The following is a 16,711-nucleotide window of genomic DNA, read 5'->3' as shown; positions in this document are numbered from 1 at the left end:
TGCGAAGAAATGCACCGTTGATGCCTCAATAGGATGCCGACATGAAAGCCCAAGCGCCACCCGAGCCCACCACCTCGGACGGAGCAACCCGCAAGGTGGGGGTCGAAATCGAATTCGCTGGCCTGGACGCCATGGCCACGACAAAGCTGGTCCAGTCGCTGTTCGAAGGACGCATCGACGTCCAGAGTGCACATCGCATGAAGGTCTGCGACACCCGCTGGGGCGACTTCAAGATCGAGCTTGATTCACACTACGTGCATCCTGACGCCGCCCAGGAGTCCGCCCAGCAGGATGACTGGGAGCGCATGCGCCGTGATATCGATCGCCGGTCGCGGGAGCTGCTGGGCGATATGGTGACCGGTGTGGTGCCGACGGAAATCGTCTGCCCCCCGGTGCCATGGGACGAGCTGGACACCCTCGACGCCCTGTTCGACGCCCTGCGTCAACATGGCGCAAAGGGCACCGAGGCCAGCTTGCTCTACGGCTTCGGACTGCACCTCAACCCTGAACTGCCGAGTCTCGAGGCGGCAGATATCCTGCGCTATCTGCGTGCCTATCTGCTCTCGGCCAACTGGCTCAGGGAACAGATTCGGGTCGACATCACCCGCGAGGTGTTGCCCCACGCCAATCCCTTTCACAAGCGCTACTGCCTCAAACTGTTCGACCCGGACTACGCTCCCGACATCGACACCTTGATCGATGACTACCTGGCCGACAACCCGACCCGCAATCGTGATCTGGACATGCTGCCGCTGTTTGCGCACCTGCGGCCAGAACACCCCCACGAGCTGTTTCGCAAGGAGCTCGTCCAGCCGCGCCCGACCTTTCACTACCGCCTGCCCAACGCACAACTCTCCGAGCCAGACTGGGGAGCCGTCACCGAGTGGAATCGATGGCTGGAAGTCGAACGTCTCGCCTGCGCACCAGATACCTTGAGTGAGCGTATGGCGGAGTACCGGGCCCGTCACCTCGACCGCTCGTTATGGCAAAAGGTAAAGAACACGCTGACAGGAGATGCCAAGGATGGCTGAACGTCCACTGATCGGCATATCCACCTCCGACCACAAGAGCCTGCTGGCCTGGTGGTTTGACTGGTTCGCGGTCTGGCGGCATGGCGGCCGGCCACTGCGACTGTCTCCGTCACGGCCCAGGCCAGAGCATCTGGATGGACTGATCGTGGGCGGTGGTGATGACATCCAGGCACACCTCTACGGAGGAGAGATGCAGCTCGACGTGCGCGTCGATCCCCAGCGAGACGAGCTCGAACTGGAACTGCTGGCCCGGGAAATTCCGCGGAACACGCCAGTACTGGGCATCTGTCGTGGCTCCCAGTTGATCAACGTTCACCTCGGCGGGACCCTGGACAGCGATATCTACACCACCCACGAAGGGTTGAAGCGCCGTCGCACCGTGCTGCCGCGCAAGACCGTGGACATCGTCGAGGGCAGTCGCCTGCACCAATTGCTGAGGGTCAGCTGGTGCCGCATCAACAGCCTTCATCACCAGGCCGTCGAGCAGGCAGGGCGCGGCATCGACATCGTCGCCAGGGACCGGGATGGCCTGGTCCAGGGAATCGAATCGCGGGACCATGACTTCCTGCTCGGGGTGCAATGGCACCCAGAGTTTCTGGTGTTCAACCGCCCCCAGCAGCGGCTGATCAAGGCCTTGGTGAAAGCCTCATGCAAGCCTCATTGCGAACGTCGCCCGCCCGCCAAGGCCAGTCGGAATGCCGGTCAACGCGCGGCAGCGGCCGAACATCCGCTGTAGTCACTCATGGCGTCTGGCCATGGCCTGCGTCATGAACGTCACACTAGAGGCAACACCAGTGCACAAAAAAGCCTGCCAGCGGCAGGCTTTTACTGATGCGGCAAGCTCTATCCAGCTAGCCGGAAGGGAGCGTCATCGCCCAGGCGATGACGCTCCCTGACGATCACACCAGTTTGGCATCGAGGCTGATCTCGGCGTTCAGCAGCTTCGAGATCGGGCAGCCCGCCTTGGCTTTCTCGGCGGCCTCATTGAACACGCTTTCCTCGGCACCAGGAATGCTGGCACGCACGGTCAGATGCACCTTGGTCACTGCAAAACCGCCGTCCACTTCTTCCAGGGTGACATCAGCGTTGGTGTCAATGCTGTCAGCTTCCAGGCTGGACCCCTCCAGAATCATCGACAGGGCCATGGAGTAGCAGCTGGCATGGGCGGCACCGATCAATTCCTCTGGATTGGTACCGGCCTGACCTTCAAAACGCTGCTTGAAGTCATAAGGCACGTCGTTGAGCGCATCGCTGTTGGTCGATACTACGCCCTTGCCTTGCTTGAGATTGCCTTTCCACTGCGCTGATGCGGTATTGGTAATGCTCATATCGACTCCTTTCCATTGACAGACTGAGACTTCGATCGAGTTCGACGATCACCTCTGCGCCTTTCCCTTTGGCGCACGCTGAACACCCCTTGGCAACAATGTGAACCAGCGGCGGCGTCAGCGGGCAGTCTTCGTGGCACGCCACCAAGACTGATGTCACCACAGTGCATCTTCCATCAAGCAGTGTCCAGCCTTGTGCCCCCCTCTTGCGTTGCCTGTTGCAGATCCCGCTACCATATTCATATTGAGCTTCCACACCGACCATCAGGAGTCAGCATTCACATGAGTCTCGCAACGGTTTCCCTCGGCATCAGCACTCCCGACACCCTCCCAGCCATTGGCCAAGGAACCTGGTTCATGGGTGAAGGGCGCGCACCGCGATCACGTGAAATCGCCGCCCTGCAGCGAGGGCTCGAACGCGGTCTGAGACTGATTGACACCGCCGAGATGTATGCCGACGGTGAGGCCGAAAGCGTCGTGGGCGAGGCCCTGGCAGGGCGGCGCGACCAGGCCTATGTGGTGTCCAAGGTGTATCCATGGAATGCCAGCAGCAGCGGCGCCATCGCTGCCTGCGAAGCAAGCCTCAAGCGCTTGAACACGGACTACCTGGACCTGTACCTGCTGCACTGGCCCGGCAACGTTCCACTGGAAGAGACCCTGGAGGCCTTCGAGCGCCTGACAAACGCCGGCAAGATCCGCCACTTTGGCGTCTCGAACTTTGATGTGGAGGACATGCAGGCGCTGTCGAGCGTCCCCGGCAGCAGCCATTGCGCGGTCAATCAGGTGCTCTACCACCTGGCTTCCCGCGGCATCGAGGTGGCCTTGCGGCCATGGCAGCGACAGCATCGCATCCCGCTGATGGCCTACTGTCCTCTGGCGCAGGCCGGTGGCGTCGGGCCAGATCCACTGCGGGACCCCGAGCTCCAGGCCCTGGCGGCAGAGCATCAACTGAGTCCCGCTCAGTTGCTGCTGGCCTGGGCCATTCGCCCCATCGACGGCAGTCGCGACGTCATCGCCATTCCCAAGGCCGCCACTCCTGACCACGTCGATGACAATGCGAAGGCACTGGAGGTAACGCTGGATGAGGCGACGCTTGCGCGCCTGGACGAGCTGTATCCGGCGCCGAGCACACGCGTACCCCTGGATATCGTCTAGGAAAGCACTTCATAAATGGCTGCGCTCGACATTTCGGCTTGCTGGCGGTACTCAAGATCCTCATTTACCCACACGTAAACTCCGGTCTCTCCGTTCCGGCAGTAGCCGACCTGCCATCGCTCGCTACATTTACTCAGCACTTTCCTAATGTATATGGCTCAGCAGAAGCGCTGGCGCAGCTCCTCAAGCTGACGCGCCAGCGCCGCGCTGCCGATCTCCCTGAGCTTTTCGATATTGCGCTCAGGAATCGCCTCGGGGTCGGGATAGTGGGCCAGCGCCCGCTCCAGCCCCTCTTCTCGCAGCAGGTGCCACACCGGCCACGGCGAGCGATTGGTGAAGTTGGCCGGGTCATCGTCCTCGACCCCGTCGAACACGTAGTCCGGGTGAAAGCTCGCCAGCTGGAAGACCCCTTCGTAGCCCTGATCGACCAGCAGCGCCTCGGCCATCGCCAGGGCGTCCAGGTAGTCATCGAAGTCGGCAAGCCCGTGGCTGAACACCAGCAGGCTGGTCTCCACCTCAGGCGCCACCTCCAGCTGGTGGCAGGCGTCCATCAGGGCCATCAGCGCCGGCTCGAGGGCGCGCCCGTCCACCTCGACATAGCGAATGGTGTCCCGCGCGAGCTCGCGACCGGCGAACGGGCAGACGTTCAGTCGGACCACGAATTCCTCGACCCAGGTCGCGGTAGCGGCAAGGCTTGGTGACAGAGCAGTGTCGGACATGGGCGGTTCTCGCAGGTTCAGTAGCAAGGCCGGTTCAGCGCCTTGACGCTAGCCTGTCGGCTAGCCGGGTCGGCTCAGGAAGCTTGTAGCGGCCAAGGCAGGCCACCGCCCAGGCAGCGGCGGTATCTACCGTCAGCCGATGCCCAGGGGATACGAACACCGGCTTGACGCCGGCGCGAGAGCGTAGCACGACACCGATGCGCTCGTCCCCGTCAAGCAGGTCACAGGACCCACCTCGAGCCTCGGGCACATCACCATGACGTCCTGTCAGGCGCTTCTTCGCCACCCCCAGTGTCGGCAGGTCCAGCCACAGACCGAGGTGAGCGGCAACGCCCAAGCGCCTCGGATGGGCGATACCGTGTCCATCCACCATCACCAGGTCGACACGATGCTGTACCTTGTCGAAGGCCGCCAGCGCTGCCGGAATCTCGCGGAAGGACAACAGCCCCGGAATGTAAGGCATGCGCGTCGGCTCCCTGGCGACGACCTGCTCGACCACCTCAAGCGATGGCCAGGCCAGCACGACCACCGCGGCGCGGGTCGTCGTTTGCCCCTCCTCGAAGCCAATGTCGACGCCGGCAATATGCTCGACGTCAGCGATCCGGTCCTCACGCTCGAGCCGCTGGGCCAACGAACGTTGCAGCGCGATGGCTTCCCTCGGTGCCAGTGCCCAGTCGTGCAGCGCCGGGCGGGGCGCGCAATGCAGCTTGGTCATAGCGCCTCCTTGTCGATGACCATGGGTGGCTGATGTCGCCATCTGCTCGCGGTAGACTATGCCTCCGCCACGGGCAACGACAAGCCGCGGGACTGGTCGGCCCAACGATCCATCAGGGAGGACGGATGCGCATCATCCACACTGCGGACTGGCATCTAGGCCAGAGCTTCCACGGCCAGGAGCGCCATGAAGAACACAAGGCGTTCCTCGACTGGCTGATTCAGGTCGCCGAGGATCACGCTGCCGATGCCCTGCTGGTGGCCGGCGATGTCTTCGATGTCGTCAACCCCTCATTGCGTGCCCAGGAGATGCTGTACGACTTCATCGTCGAACTTCATCAGCGTTGCCCAGCGCTCACCCTGGTGCTGATCGCCGGCAATCATGACAGCGGTAGCCGTATCGAGCTGCCAGCGCCGTTGATGCGCCACCTGCGGACCTACGCGCTGGGACGGGTCGAGTTCATCGACGACGGCCACATTGATAGCGAGCGCTTGCTGGTGCCGTTGACCGATGCCCGTGGTGAGGTGGGCGCCTGGTGCCTCGCCCTGCCCTTCCTCAGGCCGGCGGAAATCACCGGTCGCCGACGCACCAGCGACCACCACAGCGATCGCCACGATGACTACGTCAGCAGCGTCGAGCGGGTTCACCGAGAGCTGATCGAGGCGGCCCGCCACAAGCGCACCGACGGTCAGGCGCTGATCGCCATGAGTCACGCCCACCTGCGCGGCGCCGCCGTCTCGGAGGCCAGCGAGAGGCCTATCGTGATCGGCGGAGAGGAGTCCTTGTCTGCATCGCTGTTTCCCGATGATATCGACTACGTTGCCCTGGGCCATCTTCACCGCGCCCAGCGTGTGGGCGAGGAGCGCATACGCTACAGCGGCAGCCCGCTGCCACTGGACTTCAGTGAGGTCGACTACCCCCATCAGGTGCTCTTGCTGAGCCTGGACAACGGCACGCTTGCCAAGGTCGAGCCCCTGGCCGTGCCACGCGCCGTGACCATGCGACGCCTTGGACCGGCGTCCCTGGATGAGCTGTTGCAGGCCATCGACGATCTGCCCGAGCGCCAAGGGTCCGGTCCCACCGAGCGCTGGGACTGGCTGGAGATCAATGTGCGTCTCGAGGCGCCAATGCCGGAGCTACGCTCGCGCGTCGAGCAGGCACTGGCGACCAAGGCCGTGCGCCTGCTGCGTCTCAAGCGCGAGCTGCCCAGCAGCGCCGAGCAAGCCCCCCAACGCGGCGAGCGACTGGAGGACATCGGGCCGCGGGAGCTGTTCACGCGCACCTGGCGCGAGGCCTGGGGAGAAGAGCCGGAGCAGGACGTCCTGGCGGACTTCGACGGACTATGTCAGCAGGTTCAGGATGACGATGCGTCCGAAAGCGCCAGCCGCCAAGGAGCATCAACGTGAAGATTCTTGCCCTGCGACTCGCCCAGCTGGCCTCACTGCCGGGCCCGCTAGAGCTGGATTTCAGCCAGCCCCCGCTGGCCGAGGCCGGCCTGTTCGCCATCACCGGCCCGACCGGCTCCGGCAAGAGCACCCTGCTGGATGCACTGTGCCTGGCCTTGTTCGGCAATACGCCACGCCTGCGCGGTGCGCCGAGCCGAGACTCCCACCTGGATGACCAGGACGGCTCACGCATTCTGACCTCGGACCCTCGCAGCCTGCTGCGCCGCGGTGCCGCCAGCGGCTACGCCGAAGTCGATTTCATTGGCCGCGACGGTCGCCGCTACCGGGCTCGCTGGGCCGTCCGCCGCGCCCGGGACAAGGCCACCGGCAAGCTCCAGGCCGTCGAGCAGTCGCTGCAGGACCTGGAGGACGAGCGTCTTTTGACCGCCCAGAAGCGCGAGTTTGCAGAGTTGCTGCCAGACCGGCTCGGGCTGAACTTTGATCAGTTCACTCGTGCGGTGCTGCTGGCCCAGAGCGAGTTTGCGGCCTTCCTCAAGGCCGATGACAACGCCCGCTCGGACCTGCTGGAAAAGCTGACCGACACCGCTGAATACTCGCTGATCTCGATGGCGGCCTACCAGCGTGCCAAGGAAGCGCGGGACGCCGTGGCGCGGCAGCAAGCGCTGCTGGATGAGGACACTCCCAGCGACAGCGATCAGCGCCAGGCCATGGAGGCCGAGTTGAGCTCGGCCGAAGCCGCGCTCGCCGAGCAGCTGCAGGCACTGCGCCAGCTCGAGCAGGAAGCCAGCTGGTTGACCGAAGACGTCCAGTATCGAGAACGCCACGCTGAAGCCCGCCAGGCCCTGGACCAGGCAGAGCAGTCCTGGGCTGAGCTGGATGCACAGCGCCGCGAGCTTGAGTGGCTCGAGCGTCTGGCCCCGCAGCGCAGCCAGTTCCAGCGTCAACACCAGCTGGCTCGGCAGCTGCCCGATGCCCGCCACACCCTCGAACAGCTCGAGCACAGCCTGGCGACCACCCTCGACGATCAGCAGCAGCACGAACAACAGCAGACGGCCGCCCAGACTTCGCTGTCCACTGCCGAACGGGAGCGCGACGCAGCGCGTCCTCGCATCCAGCAGGCGCACCAGATTGCCAGCGAACTTCACGGCCACCAGCGAGAGCATGAGGCCCTCGAGCAGGAGCTGAGGCGTCGTCGTCAACAGCACGCCGAGCTTCGTCAGCAACGTGAGGCAGCCGACAGCGCGCTGCAGCAGCAGCGCCAGCAACGGGACAGCGCCACCGAAACCCTGGCGCACTACCTGGGCCCCGACCAACGGGTGGCCGACGCCAGAACCGAGGCCCAGCAGAGCCTTGAGGATGCGGGGCAACGCCTGCTGGATCTCGGAGAGCTGCGCCAACGCTGGCAAAGGGCCAAGCAACTCGATGATCAGCAGCGCCAAGTGACTGCCGAACATGAGCAGGCCAGACGACAGCGCGACCAATTGCTGGAAGAGGGCAAGGCCGCACGGCAAGACCTGGATGCCGCCACCCAGGCTCACGAGTCGCTCAGCCGCAGCATCGAAAGGCTGCGTGCCGTACGCAGCGACAGAGTGGATGCACTGCGCGCCACCCTGGCGCCGGATCATCCCTGCCCGGTCTGTGGCAGTCTTCAACATCCATGGCGTGACTCCCCCCCGGCCAGTGCCGAGGGCGCCCAGCTCGAAGCCACCATCGCCGAGGAGAATCGCCAGCTGGCGGCATCGGAAGTGCAGCTGAGCGACTGTCGCCAGCGACGCGATACGCTGCTCGGAAGCTACCGGACCCTCGACGAGCGGGTGTCACAACTGGAGACCCAACTGGCGGAGCTGGCCCCGCATGGCGACCAGGCATCGACCCAGCTTGAGGCCCACCCGCTGTTCGACGCGAGCCTGCACGCACTGCAGCACTCCGCCAAGGACGTGGAGGACTGGCTGACGCAGCAAACCCAGCGCCAGCAGCAGCGTCATCAAGCAGCCAAGACACGTCTTGCGGCTGTTGAACAGGCCGAGCGCACGCTGGCCCCCCTGGCGGAGACCATCGCCAGAACAGAAACCGACCTCAGGACAGTGGCAGCGCGGATGGCCGACGTTGCCGAAGAGATCCAGCGACTCGATGAACGTCGCCCAACACTGAGTCAGGCGGTTGAGCGCCATCAGGCGGAGCTGTCGACCCTATTGGGCGATGACACCAGCGTCGACGCCTGGCAGCAACGCCTCGAGGCACACGTCCAGCGAAGCCGCGAACACTACGAGCAGGCTCGCCAGGCGGTGGAGGAGCGGCAACGCAAGGTCATCAGCCTCAATCAGCAGCTCACCCATCAGCGCCACACCCTTCGCCAGCTCGAGGATGACAAGGCGGCACTGGATCAGCACCTCGCCAGCTGGCGTAGCCAGCAGCCGGAGCTGAACGACGAGCGGCTGGCGCAACTCCTCGAGCGCAGCGACGCCGACATCGAAGGGCTGCGCCGCCGGATCGACAGCGCGCGCGATGCGCTGCAGACCGCCCGCACCAGCCTTGAGGAGCGACGCCGAGCTTGGCGCGGCTGGCGCCAGCGTCATCTGCCTGACCAGGATCCGGACACCCTGCTCGACACCGACACCGAGCACCGCCTGGCGCAACGCCGCGAGGATCTGGCGTCCCGTCAACACGAATGCCAGCCGCGAGTCGCCAACGCCCAGCAGACCCGGGACGCCGCCCTGCACCGCCTGCATGACGATGATCGCCGCCGCCAGCGTCAGCGCGATGGACTGGAAGCGCTCGAGGCCGCCCGCACCGAACTCCACCGCTGGGGCCGGATCAGCGAGCTGATCGGCGCCGCCGACGGCAAGACCTTTCGCCGCATCGCCCAGGCCTGGAACCTGGAGCGTCTGATCGACGAGGCCAACGCACACCTGGCCGGCCTCAGCCGTCGCTACCGACTGGTGCGAGGAGGCAGCCCGCTGGGGCTGCTGGTCATCGATCGCGACGTGGCGGACGAGCGACGCTCGGTGCACTCGCTGTCCGGTGGGGAAACCTTCCTGGTCTCGCTGGCCATGGCTCTTGGGCTGGCTTCCCTGGCCTCGGGGGAGCTTGCCATCGAGTCACTGTTCATCGATGAAGGCTTCGGCAGCCTCGACCCGCAGTCCCTGGCCCTGGCCATGGACGCCCTCGACGGGCTGCAGGCTCAGGGCCGTCGAGTGGGTGTCATCTCCCACGTCCAGGAGATGCATGAACGCATTCCCGTGCAGATCCAGGTGATGCCTGGCGGCAATGGGGAAAGTCGCGTTGTGCTCACCGACTAGCTCCCTATGCTGCCGGGAGCCGAGACATCCACCACGACAGGAAGGCGTCCGCATGCTGGGGCCAGCACACCGCCCATGATACATTGGCGCCTTCACCACACCCGCCCCTGGAGCCCCCATGACCGCTTACGACCTGCTCAGGACCCTGGTCGGCTTTGCCACCGTGTCTCGACAGTCCAACCTCGAACTGATCACCTTCGTCGAGCAATGGCTCGACCAGCACGGGGTGGAGCACTGGCGGGTCTCAAGCGACGACGGCTCCCGCGCCAACCTGCTGGCACGCATCGGTCCAGCCGTCCCTGGCGGGGTCGTGCTGTCGGGCCATACCGACGTGGTGCCGGTCACCGGCCAGCCCTGGTCCACCGACCCCTTCACCCTGACCGCGGGTGAAGGCGCCAACAGCGAGCGCCTGTATGGTCGCGGCACCTGCGACATGAAGGCCTTCATTGCCTGCGCATTGGCCGAAGTACCGCGCTGGAGCCAGCTCGAACTTGAGGTGCCGATCTGGCTGGCCCTGTCCTACGACGAAGAAGTCGGCTGCGTTGGCGCCCCGCGCATGATCGAAAGACTGATGGCCGAACACCCCCGCCCCGCTGCGGTCGTGGTGGGTGAGCCGACGCTGATGTCACCGGTGGTGGCACACAAGGGAGCCACCAACTTCCGCACGACCGTGATCGGACGCGAGGCTCACTCCAGCCAGGTGTATCAAGGCGTTTCGGCCATTCACGTGGCCGCTCGTCTGGTCACGCGCATCGAAGACGTGATGGCAGAGCTGAAGGAAGAAGGACGTGTGGATGAAGCGTTCAGCGTGATCCACTCCAGCCTGCACGTCGGCAAGATTGAGGGTGGTACCGCCATCAACATCATGGCCCGCCGCTGCACCTTCGAGTGGGAAATACGCCACCTGCCCACCGACGACGCGGAGGAACTGCTGGCCCGTGTCGAGGCCACCGCCCGCACCCTGGAGAGCGCCATGCAGGCACGCGCTCCCGAGGCGTCCATCACCACCGAGCGCCTCAATACCACCGTGCCTGCCCTGGCCGACCGCGACAATCGCGAGGCCCTGACCCTATGCCGCGAACTGCTGGGCGACAGCCCTGACGGCGCCGCCGTGGCCTACGCCACCGAGGCCGGTCAATTTCAGCTGGCCGGACTGCCCACCGTCATTTGCGGCCCCGGCAGCATCAGCCAGGCCCATCAGCCGGACGAGTACATTGAACGCCCCCAGCTGGAGGCTGGCAGCGACTTCATGAGCGCTCTTGGCCAACGCCTGAGGAAGCGCCAGCCATGAGCCAGACATCGCGCTCAGGGCCGGCTCGTCTTGCCATCTTCAAGACCGGGGACAGCTTTAGTGACGTGGTTCACCACCACGGTGATTTCGAGGATCTGTTCATCGCTCGCCTGCAAGGCTTTCGCCAACAGGGCGGCATCATCGAGGTCATCGACGTGCGCCACGCCTCGCTGCCGGAGGTCTCTGACCAGGACGGCGTCATCGTGACCGGGTCCCACGCCATGGTCTCCGACCAGGCACCTTGGAGCGAGGCGCTCAAACCCTGGCTACGTCGTGCTTGGCAGGCGAACCTGCCGCTGTTCGGGGTCTGCTACGGCCATCAGCTGATGGCAGATGCCTTTGGCGGCGTGGCCGGCTATCACCCGTCTGGTCGTGAATGCGGCACCCGGCTGCTGACGCTGACCGACGAGGGACGCAAGGATCCGCTGTTCGCCAGCCTGCCCGAGCGTTTCAACGCCCAGCTGACCCATGCTCAGAGCGCCCTGACGCGGCCGCCGCAGTCCATGATACTGGCCGCCAACGACCACGACCCCTATCAAGCCCTGCGCCATGGTCCGCGCCAGTACAGCGTGCAATTTCACCCGGAGTTCACCCCCGCCGTGACCGCCGCTTACCTGGCCCACCAACGAGAGGTGCTCGCCGACCAGGGGGAAGATCCTGACGCCTTGCACCAGGGGCTGCGCGATACACCAGAGGCCAGCAGCCTGCTGGACGCCTTTGCGCTGAAGATGGTGATCAGCGACTAGCCGCCGATGTGACCCCCAGCCGTCGCCCCGTGGGCCCTGCCAGGGTCGCGAGCCGAATGCACTGCGACAACATCGTCTGCGAACGCAAGAAGGCCGGTGGATATCCACCGGCCTTCTTGCGTTGTCGACATGACTTCCGTCTAGATCGCGTCAGATGGCTGTCGCTGCGGCATCAGCCGAGCACTGACGTTGCGACCGCTACCTGCGGCCACCTGGCGGTGGCCGCAGGTGCTCAGGCGCGGGACTGACGGCGTACCGGCGCATCGTCATCGCGACGACGACGCGGGGCGCGGTCACCGCTGCGCTCTCCAGTACGGTCTCCATTACGGTCTCCACCACGATCACCACCGCGATCTTCACTGATTTCCAGCGGGCGACCGGCGACGCGAGCACGCGCCATCTTGGCCAGGATGCTGGCCGGCAGGCCGTTGGGCAGCTCAACCGTGGAGAAGCCGTTGCGAATATCGATGCGACCGATGCGGGCACCTTCGATACCGCCTTCGTTGGCCAGGGCTCCGACCAGCTGACCCGGCTTGACGCCGTCCTTGTGACCGACGGACACGCGGTAGCGGGTCATGCCTTCGCTGGGTCCGCGGCTCTCGCGGCGACGCGGCGGCTTGCCATCGCGTGGGGCGCGATCATTGCGCTCCTTGCGCGGAGCCTGCAGGCGACCGATCGGTGCCTCATCAGCACGGGCCAGAGCCGAGAAGGCACAAGCCAGATCGATCGGGTCATAGCCTTCCTCGACCAGACGCTCGACCAGCGCACGCTGCTCTTCGGCACCCTTGGTGACGGCGGCAATCACGCGCTGGTGGAAGACGTTGTCACGATGGGCGCGGATAGCGGCCTCGTCGGGCAGCTCCATGGCCAGCATCTTCTGGCCGGTGGCCTGCTCCAGCCAGCCCACCTTGCGGCCTTCACGGAAGCCGGCAAAGGTGATGGCGACACCGTCACGACCCGCACGGCCAGTACGACCGATACGGTGCGTGTAGGCTTCGGCATCCTGGGGCAGATCGTAGTTGATGACGTGGGTGATACGCGGCACGTCGAGACCACGCGCGGCCACGTCGGTGGCGATCAGCACGTCGACCTTGGCACGCTTGAGGCGCGTGATGGTGCGCTCGCGCAGGCTCTGATCGAGGTCGCCGGACAGGCTGGCCACGTTGACGCCACGGGCAGACAGCTGCTCCATCAGAGTGGTACAGGCGGCACGGGTACGCACAAACACAATAGCGGCGTCGACCGGCTCGACCTCGAGGATACGCGACAGTGCTTCCAGCTTGGCGCCGCCATCGACACGCACCAGGCGCTGCTCGATGCTTTCCGCGGTGGTGGTACGCGCTTCGATGGTGACCTTGACCGGATCCACCAGGTAGCGGTTGACGATGCGCTCGATCTCGTTGGGCAGGGTCGCCGAGAAGAACACGCGCTGGGCATCTTCAGGGGTGTCGGCAACGACACGCTTGACGTCGTCGATGAAGCCCATGCGCAGCATTTCGTCGGCTTCGTCCAGCACCAGGGCGCTGAGACCAGACAGCTTGAGGCTGCCACGGTCCAGGTGGTCAATCACACGGCCAGGCGTGCCGACGACGACCTGAGCACCACGGCGCAATGCGCTGAGCTGCTCGCGATATTCCTGACCGCCACACAGCGTTGCCACTTCCAGTCCCTTCAGGTTCTGGCCGTACTTGCTGAACGACACCGCTACCTGCTGGGCCAGCTCGCGGGTTGGCGCCAGTACCAGTACCTGAGGCTCACGACGATCCATCTCGAGGCGCGAGAGCAAGGGAAGAGCGAAGGCAGCGGTCTTGCCGGTGCCGGTCTGGGCCTGGCCCAGCATGTCGCGGCCTTCCAGCAGGGCTGGAATGGTCTGCGCCTGAATGGGCGAGGGAGTCTCGTAGCCCAGGGTCTCGATGGCGGAGAGAACGGCAGGCAGCAGGGCCAGATCACCGAAAGACGGTGAAGCGACAGTCGTCGAGGTCATGAATCACACCTTGGTAGGCCGGGGTAACCGGCAAAAAAACGTGGTTGGCGTCCCTGACACGCCCGATTTCGGGGCGAACAGAACGACGTCGCTCTACGCAACGCAGAGCAAGGTCAACATGTCAGTTGTCAGCATTCGGAGTCTGGGACGCCGGTCGCACCTGGCATCGGCTCAAGCAACGGACACGTCGTCCGTTCAAGAACCATCGTGGCGACCGTTTGCACCGCGGCCGTCGGAATCGACGTCGAGTGCTCCATCTTCACAATTCGAACGCGCTTGGCGCGTTGCAGCATCTGTGTGCTCGCGATATCCGTGGATATCGGAGGTCGCTGCGTCATGATGGTGGGGTCAACACATGCGAGGAGCGCGCATGCTACCATCGGCGAATGGTTCTTGCCACATCTTTTGTGAGCCATTCACCTAATTCCCGTTTCGGAGACATCGATGCCCCACCTATGGGTCGACGCCGACGCCTGCCCCAGAGTCGCTCGCGACATCATCGTGCGCGCGGCCGAACGCACGGCTACCCAGGCCTGGTTCGTGGCCAACCACCAGATCCCGCTACCGCCCTCCAAGTGGGTCAAGGCCATGGCGGTCAGCCACGGCTTCGATGCGGCCGACAACGAAATTGTCAGCCGCATTGCGCCAGGCGATCTGTTGATCACGGCTGATCTTCCCCTGGCCCTGGAGGCGCTCGACAAGGGCGCCATGGTCATGACCAACCGTGGTGAGACGCTGGATCGCAATAACATCAAGGCAAGGGTCCAGATGCGGGACTTCATGGAAACCCTGCGCGCCAGTGGCGAGCACACCGGAGGCCCCAAAGGTTACTCGGACACCGACCGGCGCGAATTCGCAAACGCGCTGGACCGCTGGCTGGCACGCCACGCCAGGCCCTAGCAGGCGGCGCTTGAGCAGGACTATCCGCGCTGGTAGATGCCTTCGCCCTTTAGCCGTGCCCTGTCATGCTGGCGATCCAGCGTCAGGGCCGGTCCCTTCGGCACGATGCGATTGGGATTGATGGTGACGTGGCTCATATAGTAGTGGCGCTGAATGTGCTCCATGTTGACCGTGTCGGCGATGCCCGGCCACTGGTAGAGCTCACGCAGGTAGTGACTCAGGTTCGGATAGTCCTCGATGCGATAGAGATTGCATTTGAAGTGGCCATGGTAGACCGCGTCAAACCGAACCAGGGTGGTAAACAGGCGAATATCGGCCTCGGTCAACCAGGCTCCCGCCAGGTAGCGATGATTGGCCAAGCGTGATTCCAGCTGGTCCAGGCAGGCAAACAGCGCCGAGACCTGGCGTTCGTAGACCGCTTGATCGGTGGCAAATCCCGCCTTGTAGACGCCATTGTTGACGTTTTCATAGACGTCGGCGTTGATCTCGTCGATGGTGTCGCGCAAGAACTCGGGATAGAGATCGTTGCGGTTGCCGGTCAGCGCATCAAAGGCACCGTTGAACATTCGCACCAGCTCTGCCGACTCATTGTTGATGATTCTGCCCTGCTGCTTGTCCCACAGTGCGGGCACGGTCACTCGACCGGTGTAGTGCGGGTCAGTCAGGGTGTAAAGCTGATGGTGAAAGCTCACGCCATTGACCGAGTCACCGCTGGATCCCTCCGCCTCGTTGTAGCTCCAGCCATTCTCGAGCATCAGCGGGCTGGTGAACGACACACCAATGAGTGACCTCAACCCCTTGAGTTGTCGCATGATCAAGGTGCGATGCGCCCAGGGACAGGCCAGCGAAACGTACAGGTGGTATCGATCCGACTCAGCCGGTACCCCCGGGACGCCCTGTGGACCCTGGCTACCATCGGCGGTCACCCAGTCCCGCAACTTGGCCGACTCACGCACAAACTCGCCCCCGGTGCTGTCGGTGTCATACCACTGATCCCGCCACACGCCATTGACCAGCAAGCCCATCGCCATCTCTCCTCGATATGGTGTCACATGGCAGCAGCTTACGACGCACTGCGTCGACGACAAGCGCAGCTTTTACGGCGAATCGTCCGATTTTTTCGAATGACCGTGCGTATCGGAGGTCCCATCACAGCGGCGAACCGCCTGCCGTAGATGCTCTGCCATGGCTCTGGTGGCAGGCCCTGCACGATCCGCATCTCGATGGAACAGCTGAATGGGAACATCTCGCACGCCCCCCGCCTGCAGCGGCAGGGCCTTTAGCCTGCCGCTATCCAGCTGCCGGCGAATACGAGTCTCGGGCAACCAGGCGAAGCCCAGGCCGTGTTCGAGCATCTCCAGAGACGTGGCGATATGACTCACGGTCCACCGCTGCTCGGCCTTGAGCCAGCCCGAATCTCGCGCGGCACGCTGGGAGGAGTCCCGCACGACCACCTGACGGTGATGTTCCAGATCGCGCAGGTCCAGCAACCTGTCCAGCCCATGCAAGGGATGGTCGGGGTGGGCCACCGCGATGAACGGCACGCTGACCAGCGGCTCCCCCAGGTAGCCGGGTGCAGGCAGGCCAGAGACCAGCAGATCGGCACGTCCATCCTGCAACATCTCGACGCCGCCGTTGAGCACCGACTCATGCAACTGCAGCCTGACCTGAGGAAAGGCGTCGGAAAACGCCTCCATGGCGCGCGCCAGTGCCTCTGGGGGATAGATCTGATCGATGCTCAGGACCACTTCCGCTTCGAGTCCCTCCCGCAGTCGCGCTGCTATGTCGGCCAAGGCATCCGATCCCTCCAGCAGCTGCCGGGCGCGGCGTAGCAGCAGCGCGCCCTCCTCGGTCAGTCTGACTTGCCTCCCCACCGGTTCGAGCACCTTCACACCGAGCTGTTCTTCCAGTTTGTGTACGGCGTGGTTCAGCGTTGATGGGCTCTTGTGAATGGCGTCAGCTGCGCGCGCAAAACCGCCGTGGTCAACAACGGCGGCGAGCATCTGCCATTGAGCAAGCGTCACACGGGACATCCTGGCACCTTATGTTTCGTCGTTGGTACAAAGCATGCCAGCCGCCATGACTTTTTGACATGGATCACCAACATTCGCTTTCTCGGTCGCCAGCGAAACCCTCC

14 protein-coding genes are annotated in these 16,711 nt (G+C 64.3%); 8 read left to right on the top strand and 6 right to left on the bottom strand.

Annotation, left to right across the window (positions count from 1 at the left end):
* The first annotated feature begins 41 nt into the window (after positions 1–41).
* Entirely contained in the window at positions 42–1,031 is a 990-nt protein-coding gene (locus tag KUV86_RS04375) for an amidoligase family protein (protein WP_206942860.1), read from the top strand.
* Entirely contained in the window at positions 1,024–1,767 is a 744-nt protein-coding gene (locus tag KUV86_RS04370) for a gamma-glutamyl-gamma-aminobutyrate hydrolase family protein (protein WP_206942862.1), read from the top strand. Before KUV86_RS04375 ends, KUV86_RS04370 begins: the two co-directional genes overlap by 8 nt.
* Before the next feature lie 163 nt (positions 1,768–1,930).
* Here KUV86_RS04370 and KUV86_RS04365 read toward each other — a convergent pair whose 3' ends face one another.
* On the bottom strand, positions 1,931–2,359 hold the full coding sequence (locus KUV86_RS04365; RefSeq protein WP_222161973.1) for an OsmC family protein: 429 nt from the start codon (positions 2,357–2,359) through the stop codon (positions 1,931–1,933).
* Between the two features lie 282 nt (positions 2,360–2,641).
* On the opposite strand from KUV86_RS04365, the gene KUV86_RS04360 reads away from it, so the two are divergent.
* The gene (locus tag KUV86_RS04360; RefSeq protein ID WP_222483751.1) at positions 2,642–3,514 is read left to right on the top strand and encodes an aldo/keto reductase; all 873 of its coding nucleotides are present in this window, start codon (positions 2,642–2,644) and stop codon (positions 3,512–3,514) included.
* Between the two features lie 158 nt (positions 3,515–3,672).
* On the opposite strand, the gene KUV86_RS04355 is transcribed toward KUV86_RS04360, so the two are convergent.
* Complete coding sequence (locus KUV86_RS04355) at positions 3,673–4,233, bottom strand: DUF1415 domain-containing protein (protein ID WP_222161971.1); 561 nt, start codon at positions 4,231–4,233, stop codon at positions 3,673–3,675.
* A 34-nt stretch (positions 4,234–4,267) separates the two neighbouring features.
* The gene (nfi, locus tag KUV86_RS04350) at positions 4,268–4,948 is read right to left on the bottom strand and encodes a deoxyribonuclease V (protein WP_206942869.1); all 681 of its coding nucleotides are present in this window, start codon (positions 4,946–4,948) and stop codon (positions 4,268–4,270) included.
* 125 nt (positions 4,949–5,073) lie between these two features.
* Between nfi and KUV86_RS04345 the strand changes: the two genes are divergently transcribed.
* From KUV86_RS04345 to KUV86_RS04330, 4 genes are all read left to right on the top strand, one after another.
* Positions 5,074–6,354, top strand: coding sequence for an exonuclease SbcCD subunit D C-terminal domain-containing protein (locus KUV86_RS04345; RefSeq protein WP_222483750.1), 1,281 nt, complete (start codon positions 5,074–5,076; stop codon positions 6,352–6,354).
* Positions 6,351–9,653, top strand: coding sequence for an AAA family ATPase (locus KUV86_RS04340; RefSeq protein ID WP_222483749.1), 3,303 nt, complete (start codon positions 6,351–6,353; stop codon positions 9,651–9,653). Before KUV86_RS04345 ends, KUV86_RS04340 begins: the two co-directional genes overlap by 4 nt.
* Before the next feature lie 118 nt (positions 9,654–9,771).
* Positions 9,772–10,944: an acetylornithine deacetylase gene (gene argE / locus KUV86_RS04335; protein ID WP_222483748.1), complete on the top strand. Its 1,173-nt coding sequence runs from the start codon at positions 9,772–9,774 to the stop codon at positions 10,942–10,944.
* Entirely contained in the window at positions 10,941–11,690 is a 750-nt protein-coding gene (locus KUV86_RS04330) for a glutamine amidotransferase (RefSeq protein WP_222483747.1), read from the top strand. Before argE ends, KUV86_RS04330 begins: the two co-directional genes overlap by 4 nt.
* A 232-nt stretch (positions 11,691–11,922) precedes the next feature.
* On the opposite strand, the gene KUV86_RS04325 is transcribed toward KUV86_RS04330, so the two are convergent.
* Positions 11,923–13,674 (bottom strand): DEAD/DEAH box helicase, encoded by a 1,752-nt coding sequence (locus KUV86_RS04325; RefSeq protein ID WP_206942880.1) that lies wholly within the window; start codon positions 13,672–13,674, stop codon positions 11,923–11,925.
* Positions 13,675–14,118: 444 nt separating this feature from the next.
* Between KUV86_RS04325 and KUV86_RS04320 the strand changes: the two genes are divergently transcribed.
* Positions 14,119–14,574, top strand: a complete 456-nt coding sequence (locus KUV86_RS04320) for a YaiI/YqxD family protein (RefSeq protein ID WP_206942882.1) — start codon at positions 14,119–14,121, stop codon at positions 14,572–14,574.
* A 20-nt stretch (positions 14,575–14,594) separates the two neighbouring features.
* Here KUV86_RS04320 and KUV86_RS04315 read toward each other — a convergent pair whose 3' ends face one another.
* Entirely contained in the window at positions 14,595–15,599 is a 1,005-nt protein-coding gene (locus KUV86_RS04315; protein ID WP_222483895.1) for a glutathione S-transferase family protein, read from the bottom strand.
* A 72-nt stretch (positions 15,600–15,671) separates the two neighbouring features.
* Positions 15,672–16,607 (bottom strand): LysR family transcriptional regulator, encoded by a 936-nt coding sequence (locus KUV86_RS04310; protein ID WP_222483746.1) that lies wholly within the window; start codon positions 16,605–16,607, stop codon positions 15,672–15,674.
* Positions 16,608–16,711 lie beyond the last annotated feature (104 nt).

The organism is Halomonas sp. DP8Y7-3 (assembly GCF_019801675.1).
Taxonomy (GTDB): Bacteria; Pseudomonadota; Gammaproteobacteria; order Pseudomonadales; family Halomonadaceae; genus Halomonas; species Halomonas litopenaei_A.
This window is presented reverse-complemented; position numbering and strand designations above follow the sequence as displayed.